The organism is Sulfurospirillum sp. UCH001, assembly GCF_001548035.1.
Lineage (GTDB): Bacteria > Campylobacterota > Campylobacteria > Campylobacterales > Sulfurospirillaceae > Sulfurospirillum.
Map to the genome: position 1 here is coordinate 1995723 of NZ_AP014723.1, position 21833 is coordinate 2017555.

Sequence of the window (21833 nt, forward strand, 5' to 3'; positions counted from 1 at the left end):
TTTAAATAATATCCTCTTTAGTTAAAATATGGTCATACCCTAAATTTTTATTAATTGTTCTCCCGATAACAAAATCTGTCATATCAGGGTCAAATGCTCCACCTGGTCTTTTATAATCGATATCTTCATAAGATATAATATCGCCTTGCTTCATTTCTCTTGTAAGCACAATACTTCTTCTAAATTCTCTCTTTTTTTCAACACTTTCAGTTGCCGTAATTCTATATGAACCTAAAGCTTCTATAATTCTTTTAGAATTTTCTACAATTTCTTTCATTTCATTTTTGGTAGCAGAAACTTTATGATCCCAACCCTCCATATTTTTATCGAGTGTAAAATGTTTTTCTATTATACAAGCGCCCAATGCAACGGAAGCTAGAGGTATAGCTGTGCCTAAAGAATGATCTGAAAATCCTATGGGATACTCTGGATAAGTTGTCATAAGGGTTTTTATATTGTTTAAATGTACATCACTATCACTAGGTGGATAGGTAGCTATACAATGTAGGATTACTATTTGATTATTCCCTGCGCTTTCTATTGTTTTAACAGCCTTATCTATTTCATACAGTTCACTAAGCCCTGTTGAAATTATCATTGGCTTTCCTTTTCTAGCCAAATAATCTAAAAATGGATAATTATTTAAATCCATTGAAGCTACTTTTATAAATGGACTTTCCAACTTATCAATTAAAAAATCTGCTTCTTTTTTACTAAAAGGCGTTGATGTACAATCTATTCCAATATCATTTGCAAATTTTTTCATTTCAAGAAGTTCTTCTTCTGAAATAGAATATGCATCGACTATCTCTTCAAGTGTATAATCAGTTCTATTCCTATAATCATCCGCAACAAAATAATTATCTTCATATTTTTTTCTTGAAAAAATACTATCTTTTGACCAACTTTGGAACTTGACACAGTCAGCTCCTGCTTCTTTTGCTTCTATAATTAATTTTTTTGCTAACTCCATATTTCCATTGTGATTTGAGCCTAATTCTGCTATGATATATGGCGTACAGAAGTTAAAAACCTCTTTTTGATTTGTTAATTGTACTTTCATTTTTTCCTCTTATTTTATTTCTTTTAATAATAGAAAACTTTCAGCATATTGGCAACCACAAGTTGCACCTCTAAATGTAGCCAATGCTCTTAAATTTTCTTCACTTCTTGGGAATGGATGTTGAGCCATCTCACTCTCAAATATTTTCATAATTTCTATTTTTTTCTCCATATAATCAGTTATATCAACAAATACATTAGGAATAAAACTATCTTCTTTTGTACTTAATGCAAACTCAGTTTCACTAAGTGTCTCCATCATATATATTTTTTTTATAAATGGATATCTAAAAGATTTAGTACAACTATACGCTGCTTCAAATATTCTTCTATGATCACTATGTACATCTCCTTTAAAGGGAAGATAAATAATATTTGGTTTAACCTCATTAATCACTTTTGATATGTTATCAATAAGGTCACTCATATAATATTTATCTACTTGCATAGTTGTAAGTTGTAAATTATAAATACTATCAAAGCTATACGCATTAAAGACATGTTCTATTTCTGATGTTCTTGTATTATAATAGCTATGGTTCTTATCGATTGAGGTGCAAATTAACCAATGTATTTCATCTAATGCTGCTTTATGTTTTAAAAGAGTTCCACCACATCCTAAAGTTTCATCATCTGGATGTACCGCTATAACTAAAACTTTATTCATAAATATTCTCCTACTTTAGGAAGTACATCAAATTCATGATCCAAAATTTCTATTGCACCATCGTAGGTTTTAACGACTATTGTGTCATCTTTTAATTGTAAAACCTTACCACTTTCGATATGATTTTGATTATATTCTACAATTTTTACTTTCCAAATACTTATATTTTTATTATTATATTCGATATGAGCACCTATATATGGTCTAGTTAATGCTCTCACTAAATTAAAAATAGCTTCACTACTCATACGAAAATCAATTTTCCCGTCAGATTGACCTCGTTTCCTCCAAATATTAGATAATTTATGATCTTGTACTACCTTTTGATACGTTTTAGTTTTTAACAATGGGATAAACTCATCTATTTGCAAAAGGGCAATATCTGTGACCTTCTGATAAAGTGTTTGGGCATCATCAGTATTTAAAATTTCAAAATCTTTTTGAGATAAGATATCCCCATCGTCAGCACCATCACTTATAAAGAAAAAAGTTGAAGCACTTTGTTTCAGACCTAGAACCAAAGACCAAATAAGAGGGTGCCTACCTCGGTTTTGTGGTAATTTTGTAGGATGATAACCTACTATACCCATAGGGGCCAAGTTTAATAATTCCTTTTTAATTAAACTAGACCAGCCAAAACAAAACACAATATCTGGATTTAACGTTTTTATCCATTCAACCGTTTCTTTAGAATTAATATCATCTGTATATTTGTATAGTAATCTATTTTCTATGCACAATGGAGTCAAATCTTCAAAATCACTATTAAATTTTGATTCTTTTTTAGTGCAAACTCCAACAATATGAGCTTTTATATCTATCAATTTTTCAAGCATCTTTTTTGAAAATTTAACTGTTCCAATAAAAACTATTTTCATTTTTTTTCCCACCAAAAATAATGAAAATCATTGTGCACACATAATCCAACAGTATTGTTGCAATATTGCCTATAATAACTGATTGTCTCATTCGTAAACAAAGCTTTTAGTCCTTGGTTAAGTAAAGTTTGAAAAAAAACCCAATCAACCGCAATTAGCATATAATCAAAACTCACTTTCTCAATATTTTTGAGCTTAATTGCGGTATTTGTCATTCCAAAAATATTTTTATCTTTTATAAATTCAAAATTAATTACTTCCAAATTTTTTAACCTGTGTGAAAAATATTTTTTTTCATAAACACCACCTTCATTAAAAAGGCTTACATCATTTACGACAATATCATATTCTTTCAAAAACTCAAGTGACTTTTCAATACGATTTTTTTCAAAATAATCGTCGCTATCGCCAAAAATTAGAATATCATATCCCTTGTCAATAACATAGTTAATACCATATTCTCTATTTTTTGCAATAGATGAAGCGCTACATATTTCTAAAATATTTAAATGAGAATACTGCTGTTTTAATTGAGTAAGCCCTAAATAACCGTCATTAACAATGATTATGTCAAACTTTTTGTATGTTTGATTATCTAACGAATTAAAAAAATCAAATAAATATTGCTCATCCATTGGGAAAATAGTTGTTAAAAAAGCTATCTTCACTTTACTATACTCCCGGCTTTTATAAACCCTTTCACGGTTGCATATTCTTTACATGTAACATTGCTTCCATAAAATGTTCCTGCTTTGACGTGTGCTCCGCCATTGAGAATGGCTCCCGTTGAGATATGACAATGATCTTCAATGATAGCATCGTGTTCTACAAGTGCTTTTGTATTGATGATGCAATTTTTTCCTATATGCGCACTAGCATTGACTAAAGCGTGATGCATCACAATGGAGCCTTCACTGATATGCCCATGTTTCGATACGTATGCCAATGGCGAAATCACTACAGGAAGCTCGTAACCCAAACATTTGAGCATTTCAAAAAGTTCGATTCTAATTTCAGGAGAGTTGATTTGCCCAACCGTAATAAACGCATAGTGATAGTGCTGGCGCAAATGATTCAAATCCTCATCGCTTCCTACAATTTTATACCCTAAAACATCGTGCCCAATCAGTTCTTTCTTATCGATAATCCCTGCAATTTCAAATCTATTTTCTTGCTCAATGACATCAATGACTGACTTGCAATGCCCACCGCCACCAATAAGAAGAATTTTCTTTTTCATACTCTCACCGAACTTGGGATATTGACGATACGCTCTTCCAAATAAACGGCGTTGGAAAGGTCGCCACATTGACATGTTTTAAACATTTCGAGTCTATTCATGGGCGTCCAAATGGGGCGTGTCATCACACCATTAGCGTTGGTGTATTCTAAAAAAAGATCTCGCTGTTCTTTATTGTCAAGCATAATAGCATTAAGCCAATAATTTGATATTGCATCTTTTGGCTCTTTTATAAACATGACATCTATTGAGCTAAAAAAGTCTTCATACATTTTTGCTAAACCTCTTTTATTCTTCAAAAAACCATTGACTTGTTCAAGTTGTGCAACGAGAAGCGCGGCATTAAGATTTGGTAGGCGGTAATTAAAGCCTACTTCATCATGGACAAACTCCCATTTGTGCGGTACTTTTGCCGTAGTGGTGATATGCTTTGCTCTTTTGGCTAACGCTTCATCATCAGTTACTATCACACCGCCACCACCACTGGTGATGATTTTATTGCCATTGAAACTAAAAGCCCCTACTTTGCCAAATCTCCCTGTATGCTTGCTTTTATAATAACTTCCAAGCGATTCAGCCGCATCTTCGATCAATGATATATGCCATATATCGCAAATGGCTTTTATTTCATCTATCTTGCACGGATGCCCAAAAGTGTGCATCGGTACACACGCTTTAATGACTTTTCCCGTTCTTTTATTGATACATCGATTTTCTTTTATTTCAGCATTTTCATCTAAAAATATGTTCAGTGCCTCGGGCGATAAACCTAAAGTCTCTTTATCGACATCCACAAAAATTGGTTTCGCACCACAATATGTAATGGCATTACAAGTAGCGATAAACGTCAAAGGCTGCGTAATGACTTCATCATCTTTTTCAACGCCCATCAAAACCAAACTTACATGTAAAGCTGCTGTTCCATTCACCGTTGCGATTGCATACTTACTTCCTACATGTAAAGCAAACTCTTTTTCAAAACGATCGACATAAGCACCCACGCTAGAGACAAAAGTCGAGTCAATACACTCATTCAAATATTTTTTTTCATTTCCAATAAAACGAGGTTCATGCAAAGGAATAAAATTTTTTGTTGCAAATGTATCTTGGATAAATGTTACTATTTTCTCATACATTACATTTTCCCATCAAGATATTTACCAGTCTCTTTATGTCCAAAATTGGGGATCATTTCATGAAAGAGATGGACAATGTCGTCTTTAGTCCACAGTTTAGCGTGCTTCATCGCTTCAATCTTTTGAGTGAAACTACTTAGCTTTGCTTCAACAAATAGTGGCTCATTTTTGATAATGCCAAGATTTTTAAATCGATTCATATCGAGCATTTCATTTTCTGTAAAGAACTCTTCAAAATCTTTCTCGCCTGTGGTGTCACTATTCGTAAATAGACAAGGCCATTTTCCTTCTTTTGGAAGGGTTTTTACAAGTGCTCTTGCCTCATCTTCATCTTGACATATAAAGGCTTCAAATCCTCGTTCTTTTAAGTATTTTACTGCTATTTCTGCAAACGTTATAAGATGAAGTTCTTCGCTGAGTTTTGGGAAAAAGATATCACGATTTTCACCAAAAATACAACTCATCAAACAAAGTTCACCTGATTCTTGAGGCGTTACAAAATAACGTTTAATATCATTAGGAGCAACAATAGGTTGTTGTTTAGCAAGGCGCTGATTAAATCCATGTAGCAAAGACCCATCACTAAAAGCAACATTGGCAAAGCGTGCTGTCGAAATAGGAATTTGAAGGCTTTTACGCATCAAAAACATCTCCATAATCCGCTTACTTGCGCCCATCATATTCACAGGGTTGGCTGCTTTATCTGTTGAAACACAAAAGTATTTCTTGACTCCGTTCTCAATGGATTGTTGCAATGTCTTATCGGTATTGAAGATGTTGACATCAATCATGCGCATGAGTGTAAAAGGATCTTTTTCACTTCTTACATGTTTAAGTGCGGAGAGGTTTAAAACATAGTCATACTTTCCATCTGCCTTAATAAAAGCATCGTACTCTATGCTTCCAATATCAAGAGCAAATGTTTGAAAATCTCCATCAATATAGCCCATTGAACTACGTATATCTCTCACTAGTTCAACCATATTGTTTTCACTAATATCAACGACATGCAATTTTTTTGGATTTCGTTTAAATATCTCTTTGACAACCGCTTGACCAATAGAGCCTGCTCCACCTATGACTAAGAAAGTTGAAGATGAAACAATATGAGACAACTCTTTTTCATGTGCTGTAATATCATCATTGAAAAGTTTTTTTTCACGTCCAATTAAAAAGAATATATTATACATGTGTGCTTCCTCCAAGATACCAAGCATACGCTATACGCACACCTTCTTCTAATACCACTTTGTGTTTCCAGCCTAAAGCATGGAGTTTTGAAGGATTAGTAAGCTTTATCATTGTTCCATCTGGTTTTGATGTATTATAAACAAGAGCACCTTCATAACCTACAATTTTTTGAATTAATTCTGCCAATTCGCGAATGCTAATATCTTTACCTGTTCCTATATTGAGATGTGTATTGCGTATCTCTTTTTTATCTTCTATGAGATCTTTAAAATCAACATTTTCCATAACAAATACACACGCATCTGCCATATCTTCAGAGTATAAAAATTCTCGTCTAGGTTTTCCACTCCCCCAGATTTCAACTTCATTATCACCTCTTAACTTTGCTTCATGGATTTTACGAATAAGTGCAGGCAACACATGAGATGTTTCAAGATCAAAATTATCATTTGGTCCATAAAGGTTGGTTGGCATCACAGAAATAAAATTGGTACTATACTGAAGATTATAGCTTTCGCACATTTTTATACCTGCAATTTTTGCTATTGCATAAGGCTCATTAGTATATTCAAGTTCATTTGTGAGTAAATAATCTTCTTTCATAGGTTGAGGAGCATTTTTAGGATAAATACACGTTGATCCTAAAAAGAGTAGCTTCTTAACCCCGTGAACATAACTTTGATGAATCACATTGTTTTGAATGGCTAAATTTTCATAGATAAAGTCTGCTCTATAGGTATTATTTGCAACAATTCCCCCTACTTTTGCAGCCGCTAAAAAAACATACTCTGGCTTTTCTTGTGCAAAAAAGTCAACGACCGCTTGTTGATTTGTTAAATCGAGTTCTGCATGGGTTCGAGTGACAATGTTTGAAAACCCTTTGGATGTAAGGTTTTTTAAAATGGCAGAGCCAACAAGCCCACGGTGTCCTGCTACATAAATTTTACTTGTTTTGGTCATTGAATTACTCAAAATAACTCATAATTTTATAGCCACCCTCTTTGAGATAGACATCTTTTGTCATCAATTTAAGGTCCGACTTCATCATGTCATTCACAAGATCTTCAAGCTTAAATTCTCTTTTCCAGCCTAACTTTTGCTCTGCTTTGGTAGGATCACCCAAAAGCAAATCGACTTCCGTTGGTCTAAAATAGCGAGGATCAACCGCAACGACTTCTTTTCCAATTTCAACTTGATACCGTGGATTATTACATGCTTTTACAATACCCACTTCATTGACACCCTCACCTCTAAACTCCAACTCAATCCCACAATAACCAAATGCCATACGAATAAAATCTCGTACCATTGTTGTTTGGCCCGTAGCAATAACCCAATCTTCCGCTTCTGGTGCTTGAAGAATCATCCACATCATCTTCACGTAATCTTTTGCATGTCCCCAATCGCGTTTTGCATCAAGGTTTCCAAGGTAGAGTTTATCTTGAAGCCCAAGAGCAATTTTTGAAGCTGCACGCGTAATTTTTCGGGTTACAAACGTCTCGCCACGCACAGGAGATTCATGGTTAAATAAAATACCATTACACGCAAATATGCCATACGCTTCACGGTAATTGACGGTGATCCAATATGCGTACATTTTAGCGACTGCGTAAGGGCTTCTGGGATAGAACGGTGTAGTCTCTTTTTGAGGGATTTCTTGTACTTTCCCATAAAGTTCTGACGTACTTGCCTGATAAATCTTTGTTTTCTTCTCTAATCCTAAAAGACGTACCGCTTCTAAAATGCGCAATGTTCCCGTACCATCAGCATTAGCTACATATTCTGGTGTTTCAAAAGAAACTGCTACATGGCTCATCGCCGCTAGATTATAAATTTCATCAGGTTGAACTTCTTGAATAATACGTGTTAAATTCATACTATCGGTCATGTCACCATGATGCAAAATAAGGTTTCTATTTTCAACATGAGGATCTTGGTAAAGATGATCTATTCTGTCCGTATTGAAGAGTGAACTTCTTCGCTTGATTCCATGAACAATGTAATCTTTTTTCAATAAAAATTCTGCCAAATAACTACCATCTTGTCCTGTAATACCTGTAATTAATGCCACTTTTTGACTCATATATTTTCCCTTTTATAATCATCTTCTATTCTTACGATATCATCTTCGCCCGTATAACTACCCACTTGGGCTTCTATCAAAATAATAGGAATTTTTCCCAAATTTTCCAATCTATGTATTTCACCAGATTTTATGTAAGTTGATTCATTTTCTCTAACAATATAGGTTTTATCTTCCACCCGAACAGTTGCTGTACCACTCACTACAATCCAATGCTCATTTCTGTGAAAATGCTTTTGCAAAGAGAGTCGCTTGCCTGGTTTAACCATAATTTTCTTAATCTTATACCCAGCCTTGTCTTCCAAAACAGTATAGGTTCCCCAAGGGCGATGCACCGTATTATGTGTTGTTGTTAATGCTTCATTTTCTTGTTTGAGTTTACTAACAAAATCTTTAACTTTTTGACTACTTCCTTTACGGCTAATCAGCAAAGCATCTTCGGTATCAATAACAATCAAATCTTCTACATCAATGGTACACACTTGCTTATGTGACAGAATAAAGTTATTTTTTTCATCATTGGGAAGTTCATTGGAAAGCGCATCAAAACTCCCTACATCACTCCAATCAATATTGCTCGGAACAACTTTACCCTTAGTGCTTTTTTCCATAACGGCATAATCAACACTATCCTCAGGAATAGCAAGCATCTCATCGTATCCTATTCTAACCATTGCATCTTTTGTATCTTTTTTTGCATGGTTGTACGCACTCACAGATGCCTCATATATCTGTGGAGAATAGTGTTTTAATTCATTTAAGAAGACGCTTGCTTTAAAACAGAACATTCCACTATTCCAGTAGTAATTCCCTTTGTCAATATAACTTTGTGCCGTATGACTATCAGGTTTTTCCTTGAAGCTTTTAACATTTTCCCCATCAGCCTCGATATAACCGTATCCTGTTTCTGCATAACTTGGAGTAATACCAAATGTCACTAAGAAGCCCTCTTCTGCTAGCAATTCAGCTCTTTTAACAACTGCTTTATATGCAACTTGGTTTTTAATCAAATGATCACTTGGTGTTACAAGAACTACAGTATCAGGGGAAACGGATAGACATGCTAAAGCAATTGCAGGCGCAGTGTTGCGACCAATTGGTTCTAATAAATACCGATTATTCGATCGTCCTAGCTCTTCAAGTTGATCGTATGCTAAAAAGTATTGTTCACTATTTGAAACAATGAATTGCTCATCGCATAACGTACTATTACGCTCAACGGTTAACTGAAAAAGGGACTTAGCATTAAAAAGTTTTACAAACTGCTTTGGCATTAGCATACGGCTCAGAGGCCATAGTCTTGTTCCACTACCTCCGCATAAAATAAGATTAATCACGCTTACAATCTCCAAGTAGGATTTTTTACAATCCCTTTAACATCAATAATAACACGACTTAATTTTGTGTAATTTTCTGAGCTAAGTGAAACGAATTGTTCATGTCCAACAGCAACAACAATAGCATCATATTTTTTATCATACTCAAATGGGTTGCCGATGAGTTCAAAGCCATAATGAAGTTTTGCTTCAGCCTTATCTACCCATGGATCATAAATATCAACATGACATTTAAAAGATTGTAACTCTTCTATTATGTCAATAACTTTTGTATTTCGAATGTCAGGGCAATTTTCTTTAAACGTTAAGCCCATTACTAAAACATTTGCATCTTTAATTTTCGTATCATGTTCTATCATCAATTTGATGGTTTTATCCGCGATATATTTTCCCATACCATTATTGATTTGGCGTGCCCCTAGAATCAAATTTGGTTTATAACCTAACTCTTCGGCTTTGTAGGTAAGATAATAAGGATCAACACCTATACAATGACCACCAACAAGACCCGGTTTGAGCTTAATAAAATTCCACTTAGTAGCTGCAGCTTCAATAACTTCACCTGTGTCGATTCCCATTGTATTGAAAATAAGTGCTAATTCATTAATAAGTGCAATGTTGACATCTCTTTGCGTGTTTTCTATAACTTTACTTGCTTCTGCAACTTTAATACTTGAAGCCTTGTGCGTACCCGCTTGAATAATACTGCGATACAGTGTATCAACTTTATTAGCCACTTCTGGTGTCGAACCAGATGTCACTTTTAAAATATTTTTCACGGTATGCTTTTTATCGCCAGGATTAATACGTTCTGGTGAATAGCCAGCAAAAAAATCTTTGTTGAAAGAAAGCCCAGAAATACGCTCTAATACAGGGACACAGACTTCTTCAGTCACGCCAGGATAAACAGTACTTTCATAAATCACAATATCATTTTTTTTGAGTACTTTACCAACTGTTTCACTGGCTTTGACCAAAGGAGTTAAATCTGGACGATTACTTGCATCTATTGGCGTTGGAACGGTAACAATGAAGATAGTACAACTACGAAGATCATCCAGATTGGTACTAAAATGGATACCTTGATTGATGGATTCCTGTAGCTCTTCTGTGGTTAACTCTAACGTTCTATCATATCCATTTTTAAGCTCATCAATACGTGCTTGAAAAATATCAAAACCTACAACAGGATATTTTTTTGCAAACTCAACGGCTAAAGGAAGCCCCACATATCCTAATCCAATAATTGCTATTTTATCCATTGTTTTATTCCTAAATCTCTTCTTTTAATCTCATATACACAGGAAAACGCGGCTTACCGCCTTTAGTGATTTCTTGAAATTTATACGTAATTTTTGATCCGATAGCAGGCGGATTTTTGCGGTCACTCTCATTAAAACCGGAGCCTATATCAAAAAAAACGCCTTCATCATTTCTACATGTGAGCGAACCAAAACTATTTTTATACTTACCTTCACCTTTATGATGCTCTACGACTTCACACTCGGCATCATGAAAATTTTTTACTTTTAAACTATTGGGATCACGTTTAGCAATATATTTTGAATCAGGAGAACGTACAATAACACCTTCTCCACCACCTTTTTCAATCTCTTGTAAAAAACTTTTTAAATGTTCTTCATTTTTACAGGTGATTTGTTTCGCAACTTTTAAATAATCTGCTTGATTGAGTTTAAGATAATACTCTAACTTCACTAAACGTTGAATCAAACCTCCATTTTCATGAGGTACATCAAACGCATAAAAAGCGATATTTTTCCATCCATCATGAGGTTCTTTTTTCTTGACGATGGAAATAATATTTTCAAAATCTCCTCGTTTACTCCAAAGTTCTCCATCAACAGCAAATGGAGGAAAGCCTTCAGTAAACCATGTTGGAGCAGAGAATTCAATACCATTTCTTGAAATAAGTTTTTTCCCATCCCAATAAGCCCTGACCCCATCCATTTTTTCACTCATCAGCCACCCTGAAACATCTTGTCCTTCCCAATCTTCTAAAAGCATCAGTTCAGGTTTAGCAGCGAAGAGCATACTTGAAAGCAAACACCACAGAACAATCAATAGTCTCATTTATGCTTCTTTAGTGTACTTTTCCAAATACCATGCAATGGTTTTAAGTATGCCACTCTCGAAATTCTCTTCAGCTTCCCAGCCAAGCTTTGTTTCAATTTTAGTTGCATCAATGGCATAACGTCTATCATGTCCAGCTCGATCTTCAACAAAAGTAATTAACTCTTTATAAGATGTTTTTTTAGGCTTTAACGTATCTAGTATTTCACAGATTTTATTGGCGATATAAAGATTGTCTCGCTCATTTCTTCCACCAATATTATAGGTTTCGCCTGAAGTTCCTTCATGATAAACAAGGTCAATTCCTTTACAGTGGTCTAATACATACAACCAATCACGAATATTTTTACCATCGCCATAGATAGGAATTTTTTGATGACTCAGTGCTTTTCGTATAATCGTTGGAATGAGTTTTTCATCATGCTGTTTTGGTCCATAGTTATTTGAGCAGTTCGTAATCACTGTATTCATTCCATACGTATGATGATATGCTCGTACAATCATATCGCTTCCTGCTTTACTGGCAGAATAAGGTGAATTTGGTGCATAACATGTACTTTCTGTAAAAAGCCCCGTAGCACCCAGTGTTCCATAAACCTCATCGGTTGAGATATGATGAAAACGGCACTCTTCATACCCTTCTAAAAGCACAAAAGGCTTTTCCATCCAATATTTATAGGCAACATCAATAAGTGTAAAGGTTCCATTGACATTGGTCTCAATAAAAACCTCTGGATTTTTAATAGAATTATCTACGTGAGACTCTGCCGCAAAATGAATGACGCCCCTAATATCATAATCTTCAAAAATAGACTCAACCAAAGCTCTGTCGCAAATATCACCTTGAACAAAGGTATAACGTTCATTATTTTCAACTTCGCTCAGATTGTCCAAATTACCAGCGTATGTTAAAAGATCGAGATTGACTAAATGATAATCCGGATGTTGCTCTAAAAAATAAGGCACGAAATTAGAGCCAATAAATCCGGCACAGCCTGTAACTAAAATATGCTTCTTACTCATTTAACCAAATCCTTTAGATATTCGCCATAACCATTTTTACTCAGTGGCTTTGCAATTTCAAGAACCTGTTCTTTAGTGATCCAGCCAGAGTTATAAGCGATCTCTTCTAAACAAGCAATCTTATACCCTTGTCGTTTTTCGATGGTTTGCACAAACATTCCTGCTTCAATCAAACTATCATGTGTGCCTGTATCAAGCCATGCAAAACCACGACCTAGTACCTCAACTTGTAAATCACCACGCTTAAGATAGGCTTCATTAACTGATGTTATTTCAAGCTCACCTCTTTCACTTGGTTTCACCGCTTTTGCGATCTCTATAACATTATTATCGTAAAAATAAAGCCCAGTTACAGCAAAATTAGATCTTGGATTTTTAGGCTTTTCTTCAATAGTTATTGCTTTTTGATTTTCATCAAACTCAACCACACCAAAACGTTGAGGGTCTTTCACTTGATAACCAAAAACAATGGCACCTTTTTCAAGCTTAGCTGAACTTTGAAGTAATGAAGTAAAACCCTGTCCATAGAAGATATTATCTCCCAAAATCAAACAAACGCTATCATTTCCGATAAACTCTTCACCTAAGATAAATGCTTGCGCTAATCCATCTGGACTTGGTTGAATTTTATAGGAAAGTGAGATACCCCAATGAGAACCATCACCTAATAATGCTTCAAATTTACCAATGTCTTGAGGTGTTGAAATAATTAAAATTTCACGAATCCCAGCTAGCATCAACACAGAAAGTGGATAATAAATCATTGGTTTATCATAAATTGGTAAAAGTTGCTTACTGATGGTTTGAGTTACAGGATAAAGCCTTGTACCGCTTCCTCCTGCTAAGATGATCCCTTTCATGTTAGTGAAGCTCTGCTTTAGCGTGCGCGATCAATTCGTTTAATTTTTTCTCGTACAATTTCGCATTATCCGCATTGGTAGATTCAAAACGTGTTACCAACACTGGTGTTGTATTACTTGCCCTTACAAGTCCCCAACCATCATTAAAGATAACCCTAACGCCATCAACATCAACAATCTCTTTAATAGCAGGAAAATCTTTTGGAGGATTTTTCAAAAGCTCTTTTACTTTTTCAACAAGAGGGAACTTGTCGTTTTCATTGGTTTCAACTTTTAATTCTTCTGTAGAGTAAACCACTGGCAATTTTGCAATTTCAGCGTCAACATCTAAACCATTTTTTACCATTTCAATCATGCGGAGTGTTGCATAAATAGCGTCATCATAACCAAAATAACGATCATTAAAGAAAAGGTGACCACTGACTTCAGCTGCAAAATCAGCATTGGTTTTTGCAATCATGACTTTAAGATTGCTGTGGCCTGTTTTATACATAATAGCCTTACCACGTTTGTTAATCTCATCGTACATGACTTGAGAACATTTCACTTCACCAATCACCGTAGGGTTTTTCATAGCGCTTGAGAAAAGAATCGCCATAATGTCGCCTTTGACATTGTTATGCTTTGTCAAAAAGGCAATTCTATCGGCATCGCCATCGTATGCAAACCCAAGGGCATAGTCACCCTCAAGCTCTTTTTTAATGTCTTTGAGATTTTTTTCTACGGTTGGATCAGGATGGTGATTTGGGAATGTACCATCTGGATCAGTGTATAAACCTTTGCAGGTAAAGTTTAGTGCTTTGAAAACATTTTGAACGACAACACCAGCCACACCGTTACCACAGTCATAGACAAATGGTTGATTAAAACCTTTAAGATGATCAAATTCTTTTACAAGATAAGCAATATAACGCTCTTTTGCATTGATAAATGTAGAGCTTAAATCATCCTCAATTTCCATGTCATAATTTTGCATAATCTCACGACCAAGCGCATAAATATCTTCACCAAAGAAAGGCTTTTTATCGATGGTGATTTTAAAACCATTATACTCACTTGGATTGTGAGAGCCTGTAATCATAATCGAAGCATTAGGCGTTACACCATCAAACTCTTGAAAGTTACTAAAGTAATTGACAGGCGTTGCAACGAGTCCCATTGTAAGTACTTTACAACCTGCTTTATTTAAGCCACTGGTAAGATACTCACATAAAATCGGTGAGTGTGAACGTGCGTCATAACCAATCGCAACTGTTTTACCCACTTTTGCAATCTGTTTTCCTAAAAAATAACCAATGAGTTTTACTGTTTGTTCGTTAAGCTCTTTCTCGTAGATACCTCTGATGTCATACTCTCTAAATATCGTTTTCAATGGTTCTCCTTGTATAATTCTTCTTCGATTGCGATACCAAAGACGTCCGTATAGGACTTATCGGAACGCAAATTTTCTTGCATTGTAGCTAATGCACGCTGATAATCCTCTATAATGAGATTTCCTTTTAAGAGTTCATACTTCAAAAATAGCCAATATGTGTTGAGCACATCACTCTCGCAATACTCCTTAATAACCTCTATTTCGCCCGCATAATACAGCTCCATCACCTGATCACCATGGACATCATACTTTCCAGGAAGTCCTACCATAGAGCAAACATGATCTAACTTCATCCCTCGAACAGCTCCAAATTCGCAGAGGTGGTCTAACAAATCTACATGGAAGCGATCACTGTAACGCGACCTATAATTTTCCCACTTGTTCTTATTCAACTCTTTATTTTCAACTTCAAAATAAGCATGACAAGTAAGGTTATACTGCATGGCTCGAAGCATGAGAAGTGGCATATCAAAACTTCTGCCATTAAAACTAATTAACTTGGGATTGTGTTTGTTGATGAAACCTAGAAAATTTTTAATCATCTCATATTCATTCTTTCCCTCAATGCTGCTCACTTTGCGGAAGATGCCAAAATCATCGGCAATGACAGCTGAAATCGCCACAATTTTATGAAAAGAGATGGGCAAAAAACTGCTTCCCGTTTTTTCTTCTTGTTCTTTCATCGCTAAAAGAGAAACGTCAAGATCTTCTCCTTCAAGATGCAGAACATTTCGAATCAGCTTGGTATCAGGGATGGTCTCTACGTCAAACACACAGATCATTAAGTACCTCTTTGGCTCATTTTAGATACAATATTAGCTTAATTCTATTTTGAAAGTGATGAGATGAGAATTTTTTTAGAGTACTATATTGTAAAAACTGTATTACTCTTCACCAGATTATTGCCGACACAATGTATTTATGCGTTATGTAAAGGCTTGGCAGCACTTATTTTTCGTTTAGATCCTAAGCGTAGATATATCACGCTTACCAACTTAGAACGTGCACACATCGGTAAAGATGAGAATGATCGTCTCTTTTTGGCTAAAAGAATCTATGAAAGTGTAGGAATTTTAGTTGCGGAAATCTTCTTAATGATGCAACAGCGTATCAATATTGATGAGATGGTTGAGGATTACGATCAAACTATTCACGATATGAATACTGCATTAGCCAATAAAGAAAATGGCATTTTATTTCTTACAGCTCATTTTGGAAATTGGGAGCTGCTAGCACATTTTTTTGCTAAGCATGGACATCCTGTTCTTGTTATTGGACGAAAAGGCAATAATAAATTTATTGAAGAAAAACTAACCCTACCATTTCGCAAACTCTATGGCAACACGTTGACATACAAAGATCAAGCCATCAGTGCCATTATCAAGACGTTAAAAAGAAAAGGCATTGCTGGAATGTTGATCGATCAAAAAGCTGCTGGGGCGAACAGTATTAAAGTAAATTTTTTTGGCAACCCTGCCGATACCGTAACCTCAACAGCTCTTTTGAAACTCCGTTATAATCCTGCTGTAATTCCTCTATTTATGGCGCGCCAAGCAAGTGGTAAATATAAACTCATTGTAGGTTCTAGTGCGGAACTTTCTTTACCCGAGTCACTTAGTGATGAAGATAAAATTGCACGTTTAACTCAACATTACAATGATATTATTGAAGAGGTTGTGCGAGCCTACCCAGAACAGTGGTTTTGGATGCATGATCGTTGGAGAATTTCTTAGTGAATATTCTTATTTTAAGCGATGGACGAATGGGACATCTGAGCCAATCTGTCGCACTTGCAAAACATCTTGGAGCACACTATGAGATCATTGCCGTACACTTTACATGTAAAGCGTGCAAACTGCTCTCTTATCTACTGGACCGTCTTAATATTTACACGCTTTTTCTTTTTCGACTGAACCCGCCTTTAGTTCAATCATACGATCTGATTGTCTCAGCAGGCTCTAGTACATACTATGCCAATAAAACACTCGCGCGAAAACTTGGCATTCCCTCTGTCACTATGATGCTACCACAAAGCTACCGCTATGATTTTCATCTTATGTTTGCACAAGTTCACGACAACCCACCTTTGAAAGAAAACATTATTCCACTGCCTGCCAATTTCAGTTACGTCGAACCCAAAGGCCTGTTCACGCCTCAAAAAAAATCGATTGGTATCATTATCGGTGGGAACAATGCCCTTTTTGTCATGGATAAAGAACGCTTGAAGACGCAACTAGACTTCATCTTTCAAACATTTCAAGGCTATGAAATTGCCGTAACAACTTCACCGAGGACATCTAAAGAGATTGAAGAGCTCCTTTTAAGTTACCCTTTTTCATACAGCGTCATTTTTTCACAAAACAAGATCAATCCTATTGCCGATTTCCTAGCCCACTGTGAGGTCGTTTTCATTACCATAGACTCAACCTCAATGATCAGCGAAGCAATCAGTTATGGAACTTCATCTGTTGAGATTTTGCCACTGAGTGACATCAAAAAGAACAAATTTTTCACCATGGCACAAAACCTTGAAAAAGAAGGTTACTTGCATCTTTTTAATGGTACTCTCGCCCACTCTAATCGCAAAATTGACTTTAAACAGTATGCGCAAAAGGTCAAGCCATGAAAATCGTTCAACTCATTCCAGAACTGAATGAAGGCGGTGTGGAACGTGGTGTCGTCGAGCTTTCACGTGAGCTGGTGAAGTTAGGATTTGAGAGTGTCATCATCAGCAACGGTGGAAAATTGGTCACACAATTAGAACAAGATGGGGCTTTACATGTAAAGCTTGATGTCTGTTCTAAAAATATTTTGAGTGCCCCGTGGCGCATCTGGAAGCTCTACCAAACCCTTCAAAAAATCAAGCCCGATCTTTTACATGTAAGAAGTCGCGTGCCAGCTTGGATGGTCTTTTTTGCCAATAAACTTCTCAAAATCCCAGTTGTCTCAACCGTGCATGGCTTTAACTCTGTCAGTTTTTATAGCCGCATCATGACACGAGCGGAGCACGTTATTTGCGTGAGTAACGCTATCAAACAGTACATCCAGAAACATTATGGTGTTGATGAAAAACAAATAACGGTTATTCCAAGAGGCATTGATTTGGAAAAGTTCAATCCTCATCACCTGGATGCTTCGTTTATTCAAAGCTTCAAACAACAGTTTAATCTCGAAGGCAAATGGATTATTTCGACCATTGGGCGTGTTACACAACTTAAAGATTTAGAAACTTTTATAGAAGCTATTGCTATACTAAATAAAGAATTTCCTAATGTTGTTGGCTTAATCGTCGGTGGAGTCAGAAAAGACAAACAGAACTATTTTGCCTCACTTCAAAATCTTGTGAATTCTTTACATGTAAAAGAGTGTATTCACTTTTGCGGAAGCAGTGACAAAGTTGCAGAAATTTATTCACTAAGCGATGTCGTCGTCAGTAGCTCTAAAAAACCTGAGAGTTTTGGAAGAAGTGTCGCAGAAGCGATTACCCTTAGCACACCTGTTGTGGCAACGGGGCATGGTGGCGTTTTAGACATCATTCAAGAGGGCATCCATGGCTATTTCACCAACATTGGTGAGGCTAAAGATTTAGCGGAAAAGATCTCTCAAGCCACCGCATTGAAATTTGATGGCTACACGTACATTCGCGAGCATTTTTCGCTTGAGCAGATGGTCGAAGCCACAGTAAAAATTTATAAAAGGTTCGAACACTAATGCACATTCTTATGGTATCTTTAGACTTTTTGCCAACGGTGGGGGGCATTACGGCGCATGTGTATGAGCTCTCATTGGCACTGATGAAAAATGGCTGTAAAGTAAGCGTCATCACCCGAACAACCAAAGAGACGAGCAAGCCTTATGAAAACATTGATGGCATTGATGTCTATCGAGTCAATTTGCGCTTTTTTGGAGCAACCTATGGCTGGCAAATTAACCGTTTCATCCAAGCAAAATTACCCCAAATCAAACCAGATATTATTCACATTCATGGGATGCGACCTTTAGAATTTTACACTATTCCTTCTATTCCCTTGGTCTACACCAACCATACTTCTGGTTATTTGAAACGCATTCAAAAAGGTGGTTATCGCATCGCCCTCTTACAAAGACTTTTCAAAAAACCAGCTCTCTTTTTAGCACCGAGTAAAGAGCTTTTGGAAGTTCCTTTTGAATTCAAAGCAAAAAAAGTCTATATTCCCAATGGCGTCATTAGCGAAAAACTCAAACGCAATGAAGAAGCCAGAGTCAAAATACGCGCCGAATTGGGACTAAAGAGTAATGATATTCTCGCTATTGTGACCAGACGATTAGTGCAAAAAAATGGTGTGAAGTATCTTTCTTTAGCAACACAATACATTCAAAATCCACACTTGAAACTTCTTATCATCGGAGATGGCGAAGAGTTTGATGAGATTAAAACCAACCTAGAACGCTATTTTAAAGATAGATTTTTTATGTTAGGGGCTAAAAAGCATCATGAAATCATCGACTATTACAGTGCTTCAGACCTTTCAATTCTTCCTTCACTTATGGAAGCAACCAGCATTAGCGGCCTTGAAGCGATGGGTGCGTCGTTACCGCTTATTGGCACTAAAGTCGGAGGTATACCAGAGCTCATCAAAGAAGGCATCAACGGCTACTTGTGTGAAGCGAAAAACCCGCACGATTTGGCAGACAAAATTGACACCCTTTTAGCGCAAGACTTTAAAACCATGGGAAAAAATTCTCTTGAAATCGTCACAAAAGATTTTGATTGGGACATTATCGCCAAGGCAACTTTGAGAGAGTATCGAGGTCTTTTATGAAAAAAATTCTTATCGTTTTTGGGACAAGACCCGAAGCGATTAAAATGGCTCCTTTGGTTAAAGAGTTTCAAAAATACCCAGCGTTGTTTGAAACCAAAGTCTGCGTGAGCGCACAACACAGGCAAATGCTCGACCAAGTCCTTAGACTTTTTGAGATTGTGCCCGATTTTGACCTTGACATCATGAAACCTAATCAAGACCTTTATGACATCACTGCCAATGTGCTTTTAGGGCTTAAAAACGTGCTCGACGCTTTTCAACCCGATGTTCTTTTTGTGCATGGTGACACAACGACAACCTTTACAGCGTCTCTTGCGGCGTATTATCAAAAAATAGAAGTGGCGCACGTTGAAGCGGGACTTAGAACACACAACCTTTATTCGCCATGGCCCGAAGAAGCCAATAGACAACTGACAACCGTTTTAGCAAAGTACCATTTTGCGCCCACACAAGCATCGCAAGAAAATCTACTGAAAGAAAATATTGACCCAAAAAATATTGTGGTAACGGGAAATACCGTTATTGACGCACTCTTGTTAACGGTAGACAAAATCAAGTCTACTCCTAAGCTCAAGCAGAAGCTGATGGAACAGATAGGATTGCCTTTCGAGGTTGAAAACAGTCGTTTTGTATTGGTGACAGGACATCGAAGAGAAAATTTTGGACAAGGATTTATCAACATCTGCGAAGCCTTAAAAGCTCTAGCCCTTCAAAATCCTTCCATCAACATCGTCTATCCCGTTCATCTCAATCCCAATGTTTTGGAACCTGTCACACAAATCCTTTCTGGCATTTCCAATATTTATCTCATCGCTCCGCAAGAGTATGAAGCTTTTGTCTTTTTAATGAGTCATGCGCATATCATCCTTACCGATTCTGGGGGTGTGCAAGAAGAGGCTCCTAGTCTTGGAAAACCTGTGCTTGTGATGCGAGAAACCACAGAACGACCAGAAGCACTCCAAGCAGGAACGGTCAAACTGGTGGGTACAGATACAGCAAAAATCGTCCGTGAAATGCAATCTTTGCTTGATTCTGACCTAGCGTATAACGCGATGAGCAAAGCCCACAATCCTTACGGGAATGGCGGTTCATGCGAAAAAATTGTTAAGTTTATGATGCCATGAAAATTTTAATTATTCGATTCACCGCACTTGGGGACTTAGTGACACTAGAGCCTACTTTTAGAGCTTTTCGGTATTTTTTCAAAGAGGCTAAAATCACTCTGCTCACCTCTTCTTTTGGAAAAGGGTTATACGAAGACAGTGACTATTTTGATGATTATGTTGTTCATAAAAATTTTTGGACAACGGTAAAATCGTTGAGAAAAGAGCATTTTGATCTCGTCATCAATCTGCAATGCAACAAGCCATCGCACTACATCAATCTTTTGTTACACAAAGATCAAACCATCAATAAATCTTTTAACCTGTTTCAAAAGATTTTTCACATCAAAACGCATTCAAAAAATATTCAAGAGATGCTTTTGTGTGCCAACGTTGCACAAGATGCCATAGCGTCTTATTTTCAACATCCAGAGAACGACACCATTTTATTGCCACCATATAAAGATAAAACAAAAAGCACATGTCATCGTATTGCACTCTCTACAGGAAGTAGCGAGAGATGGAAAAGTAAACAATGGGGCGTTGAAAATTACTGCGATCTCATTCAAAAACTTTCTCAACAAGGCATTGAAATTACGCTCGTCGGTTCAAAATTAGAAGCTGATGATGCAACGTATATTCAAAACCGTATTCCAACTGTTTTGAATTTTGTAGGGAAAACCTCTCTTAGCGAACTAAAAAACATCTTGCATTCTGTAGATTTATACATAGGCAACGATAGCGGACCTACCCATATTGCAGCAGGTGTAGGCACAGATACCCTCACGATTTTTGGATCAACAGGAATTAAACATTGCCCTGCTTTTGAAAAATATAAAGGAGTCCATTTATACATCAAACCTGATTCAAGTATTGCGTGTCATCCTTGCTATAAAGGTGTTTGTCCAACACAGCATGAATGTATGAAAAATATCAGTGTTGCGACAGTTTTTAGTAAGATTATCGAACATTTAAAAGGTTAAAA

General features: G+C 36.3%; 22 protein-coding genes. 6 read left to right on the top strand and 16 right to left on the bottom strand.

Features of this window, described 5'->3' with window-relative positions; translation table 11 throughout:
• Position 1: 1 nt before the first annotated feature.
• Genes UCH001_RS10005 through UCH001_RS10080 form a run of 16 tightly spaced genes read right to left on the bottom strand, consistent with a single transcriptional unit; the run spans position 2 to position 15725 of the window.
• Complete coding sequence (locus UCH001_RS10005) at positions 2-1063, bottom strand: N-acetylneuraminate synthase family protein (RefSeq protein WP_067177467.1); 1062 nt, start codon at positions 1061-1063, stop codon at positions 2-4.
• Between the two features lie 9 nt (positions 1064-1072).
• Positions 1073-1729, bottom strand: coding sequence for a PIG-L deacetylase family protein (locus UCH001_RS10010; protein ID WP_067177469.1), 657 nt, complete (start codon positions 1727-1729; stop codon positions 1073-1075).
• A complete protein-coding gene (locus UCH001_RS10015) occupies positions 1726-2607 on the bottom strand; it encodes a formyltransferase family protein (protein WP_067177471.1) in 882 nt (293 codons plus the stop codon). The genes UCH001_RS10010 and UCH001_RS10015 overlap by 4 nt, the downstream gene beginning before the upstream one ends.
• The gene (locus UCH001_RS10020; protein WP_067177474.1) at positions 2604-3275 is read right to left on the bottom strand and encodes a glycosyltransferase family A protein; all 672 of its coding nucleotides are present in this window, start codon (positions 3273-3275) and stop codon (positions 2604-2606) included. The genes UCH001_RS10015 and UCH001_RS10020 overlap by 4 nt, the downstream gene beginning before the upstream one ends.
• The gene (locus tag UCH001_RS10025) at positions 3272-3847 is read right to left on the bottom strand and encodes a NeuD/PglB/VioB family sugar acetyltransferase (protein ID WP_067177476.1); all 576 of its coding nucleotides are present in this window, start codon (positions 3845-3847) and stop codon (positions 3272-3274) included. The genes UCH001_RS10020 and UCH001_RS10025 overlap by 4 nt, the downstream gene beginning before the upstream one ends.
• On the bottom strand, positions 3844-4983 hold the full coding sequence (locus UCH001_RS10030; protein WP_067177477.1) for a LegC family aminotransferase: 1140 nt from the start codon (positions 4981-4983) through the stop codon (positions 3844-3846). Before UCH001_RS10030 ends, UCH001_RS10025 begins: the two co-directional genes overlap by 4 nt.
• Positions 4983-6173 carry a UDP-N-acetylglucosamine 4,6-dehydratase gene (locus UCH001_RS10035; protein ID WP_067177479.1) on the bottom strand — a complete coding sequence of 397 codons (1191 nt, stop codon included), beginning with the start codon at positions 6171-6173 and terminating at the stop codon, positions 4983-4985. The genes UCH001_RS10030 and UCH001_RS10035 overlap by 1 nt, the downstream gene beginning before the upstream one ends.
• Complete coding sequence (locus UCH001_RS10040; protein ID WP_067178517.1) at positions 6166-7134, bottom strand: GDP-L-fucose synthase; 969 nt, start codon at positions 7132-7134, stop codon at positions 6166-6168. Before UCH001_RS10040 ends, UCH001_RS10035 begins: the two co-directional genes overlap by 8 nt.
• Before the next feature lie 4 nt (positions 7135-7138).
• Positions 7139-8257: a GDP-mannose 4,6-dehydratase gene (gene gmd, locus UCH001_RS10045; protein ID WP_067177481.1), complete on the bottom strand. Its 1119-nt coding sequence runs from the start codon at positions 8255-8257 to the stop codon at positions 7139-7141.
• Positions 8254-9594, bottom strand: coding sequence for a mannose-1-phosphate guanylyltransferase/mannose-6-phosphate isomerase (locus tag UCH001_RS10050; RefSeq protein WP_067178516.1), 1341 nt, complete (start codon positions 9592-9594; stop codon positions 8254-8256). The genes gmd and UCH001_RS10050 overlap by 4 nt, the downstream gene beginning before the upstream one ends.
• 2 nt (positions 9595-9596) lie before the next feature.
• Positions 9597-10856: a nucleotide sugar dehydrogenase gene (locus UCH001_RS10055; protein ID WP_067177483.1), complete on the bottom strand. Its 1260-nt coding sequence runs from the start codon at positions 10854-10856 to the stop codon at positions 9597-9599.
• A 10-nt stretch (positions 10857-10866) separates the two neighbouring features.
• Entirely contained in the window at positions 10867-11685 is an 819-nt protein-coding gene (locus UCH001_RS10060) for a DNA ligase (RefSeq protein ID WP_067177485.1), read from the bottom strand.
• Positions 11686-12708: a dTDP-glucose 4,6-dehydratase gene (gene rfbB / locus UCH001_RS10065; RefSeq protein ID WP_067177487.1), complete on the bottom strand. Its 1023-nt coding sequence runs from the start codon at positions 12706-12708 to the stop codon at positions 11686-11688.
• Complete coding sequence (rfbA, locus tag UCH001_RS10070; RefSeq protein WP_067177489.1) at positions 12705-13568, bottom strand: glucose-1-phosphate thymidylyltransferase RfbA; 864 nt, start codon at positions 13566-13568, stop codon at positions 12705-12707. The genes rfbB and rfbA overlap by 4 nt, the downstream gene beginning before the upstream one ends.
• A gap of 1 nt (position 13569) precedes the next feature.
• On the bottom strand, positions 13570-14940 hold the full coding sequence (locus UCH001_RS10075) for a phosphomannomutase/phosphoglucomutase (protein ID WP_067177491.1): 1371 nt from the start codon (positions 14938-14940) through the stop codon (positions 13570-13572).
• Positions 14937-15725, bottom strand: a complete 789-nt coding sequence (locus tag UCH001_RS10080; protein ID WP_067177492.1) for a 3'-5' exonuclease — start codon at positions 15723-15725, stop codon at positions 14937-14939. The genes UCH001_RS10075 and UCH001_RS10080 overlap by 4 nt, the downstream gene beginning before the upstream one ends.
• Before the next feature lie 63 nt (positions 15726-15788).
• Between UCH001_RS10080 and UCH001_RS10085 the strand changes: the two genes are divergently transcribed.
• The 6 genes from UCH001_RS10085 to UCH001_RS10110 are packed head-to-tail and all read left to right on the top strand — an operon-like array spanning position 15789 to position 21831.
• A complete protein-coding gene (locus tag UCH001_RS10085; RefSeq protein WP_067177494.1) occupies positions 15789-16676 on the top strand; it encodes a lysophospholipid acyltransferase family protein in 888 nt (295 codons plus the stop codon).
• The gene (locus tag UCH001_RS10090) at positions 16676-17569 is read left to right on the top strand and encodes an ELM1/GtrOC1 family putative glycosyltransferase (protein ID WP_067177496.1); all 894 of its coding nucleotides are present in this window, start codon (positions 16676-16678) and stop codon (positions 17567-17569) included. Before UCH001_RS10085 ends, UCH001_RS10090 begins: the two co-directional genes overlap by 1 nt.
• Positions 17566-18654, top strand: a complete 1089-nt coding sequence (locus tag UCH001_RS10095) for a glycosyltransferase family 4 protein (protein ID WP_067177498.1) — start codon at positions 17566-17568, stop codon at positions 18652-18654. The genes UCH001_RS10090 and UCH001_RS10095 overlap by 4 nt, the downstream gene beginning before the upstream one ends.
• On the top strand, positions 18654-19745 hold the full coding sequence (locus UCH001_RS10100; protein WP_067177500.1) for a glycosyltransferase family 4 protein: 1092 nt from the start codon (positions 18654-18656) through the stop codon (positions 19743-19745). Before UCH001_RS10095 ends, UCH001_RS10100 begins: the two co-directional genes overlap by 1 nt.
• A complete protein-coding gene (gene wecB / locus UCH001_RS10105; protein ID WP_067177502.1) occupies positions 19742-20869 on the top strand; it encodes a non-hydrolyzing UDP-N-acetylglucosamine 2-epimerase in 1128 nt (375 codons plus the stop codon). Before UCH001_RS10100 ends, wecB begins: the two co-directional genes overlap by 4 nt.
• Complete coding sequence (locus tag UCH001_RS10110; protein WP_067177503.1) at positions 20866-21831, top strand: glycosyltransferase family 9 protein; 966 nt, start codon at positions 20866-20868, stop codon at positions 21829-21831. The genes wecB and UCH001_RS10110 overlap by 4 nt, the downstream gene beginning before the upstream one ends.
• The last annotated feature ends 2 nt before the right edge of the window (positions 21832-21833 follow it).

Excerpts from the sequence above, each read along its gene's own strand:
- gmd (WP_067177481.1), bottom strand. The coding sequence starts at position 8,257 with ATGAGTCAAAAAGTGGCATTAATTACAGGTATTACAGGACAAGATGGT.
- UCH001_RS10035 (WP_067177479.1), bottom strand. The coding sequence starts at position 6,173 with ATGTATAATATATTCTTTTTAATTGGACGTGAAAAAAAACTTTTCAAT.
- UCH001_RS10085 (WP_067177494.1), top strand. The coding sequence starts at position 15,789 with ATGAGAATTTTTTTAGAGTACTATATTGTAAAAACTGTATTACTCTTC.
- UCH001_RS10025 (WP_067177476.1), bottom strand. The coding sequence starts at position 3,847 with ATGAAAAAGAAAATTCTTCTTATTGGTGGCGGTGGGCATTGCAAGTCA.
- UCH001_RS10055 (WP_067177483.1), bottom strand. The coding sequence starts at position 10,856 with ATGGATAAAATAGCAATTATTGGATTAGGATATGTGGGGCTTCCTTTA.
- UCH001_RS10005 (WP_067177467.1), bottom strand. The coding sequence starts at position 1,063 with ATGAAAGTACAATTAACAAATCAAAAAGAGGTTTTTAACTTCTGTACG.
- UCH001_RS10010 (WP_067177469.1), bottom strand. The coding sequence starts at position 1,729 with ATGAATAAAGTTTTAGTTATAGCGGTACATCCAGATGATGAAACTTTA.
- UCH001_RS10040 (WP_067178517.1), bottom strand. The coding sequence starts at position 7,134 with ATGACCAAAACAAGTAAAATTTATGTAGCAGGACACCGTGGGCTTGTT.
- UCH001_RS10030 (WP_067177477.1), bottom strand. The coding sequence starts at position 4,983 with ATGTATGAGAAAATAGTAACATTTATCCAAGATACATTTGCAACAAAA.
- UCH001_RS10095 (WP_067177498.1), top strand. The coding sequence starts at position 17,566 with ATGAAAATCGTTCAACTCATTCCAGAACTGAATGAAGGCGGTGTGGAA.
- rfbB (WP_067177487.1), bottom strand. The coding sequence starts at position 12,708 with ATGAGTAAGAAGCATATTTTAGTTACAGGCTGTGCCGGATTTATTGGC.
- UCH001_RS10100 (WP_067177500.1), top strand. The coding sequence starts at position 18,654 with ATGCACATTCTTATGGTATCTTTAGACTTTTTGCCAACGGTGGGGGGC.
- rfbA (WP_067177489.1), bottom strand. The coding sequence starts at position 13,568 with ATGAAAGGGATCATCTTAGCAGGAGGAAGCGGTACAAGGCTTTATCCT.
- UCH001_RS10060 (WP_067177485.1), bottom strand. The coding sequence starts at position 11,685 with ATGAGACTATTGATTGTTCTGTGGTGTTTGCTTTCAAGTATGCTCTTC.
- UCH001_RS10110 (WP_067177503.1), top strand. The coding sequence starts at position 20,866 with ATGAAAATTTTAATTATTCGATTCACCGCACTTGGGGACTTAGTGACA.
- wecB (WP_067177502.1), top strand. The coding sequence starts at position 19,742 with ATGAAAAAAATTCTTATCGTTTTTGGGACAAGACCCGAAGCGATTAAA.
- UCH001_RS10080 (WP_067177492.1), bottom strand. The coding sequence starts at position 15,725 with ATGATCTGTGTGTTTGACGTAGAGACCATCCCTGATACCAAGCTGATT.
- UCH001_RS10015 (WP_067177471.1), bottom strand. The coding sequence starts at position 2,607 with ATGAAAATAGTTTTTATTGGAACAGTTAAATTTTCAAAAAAGATGCTT.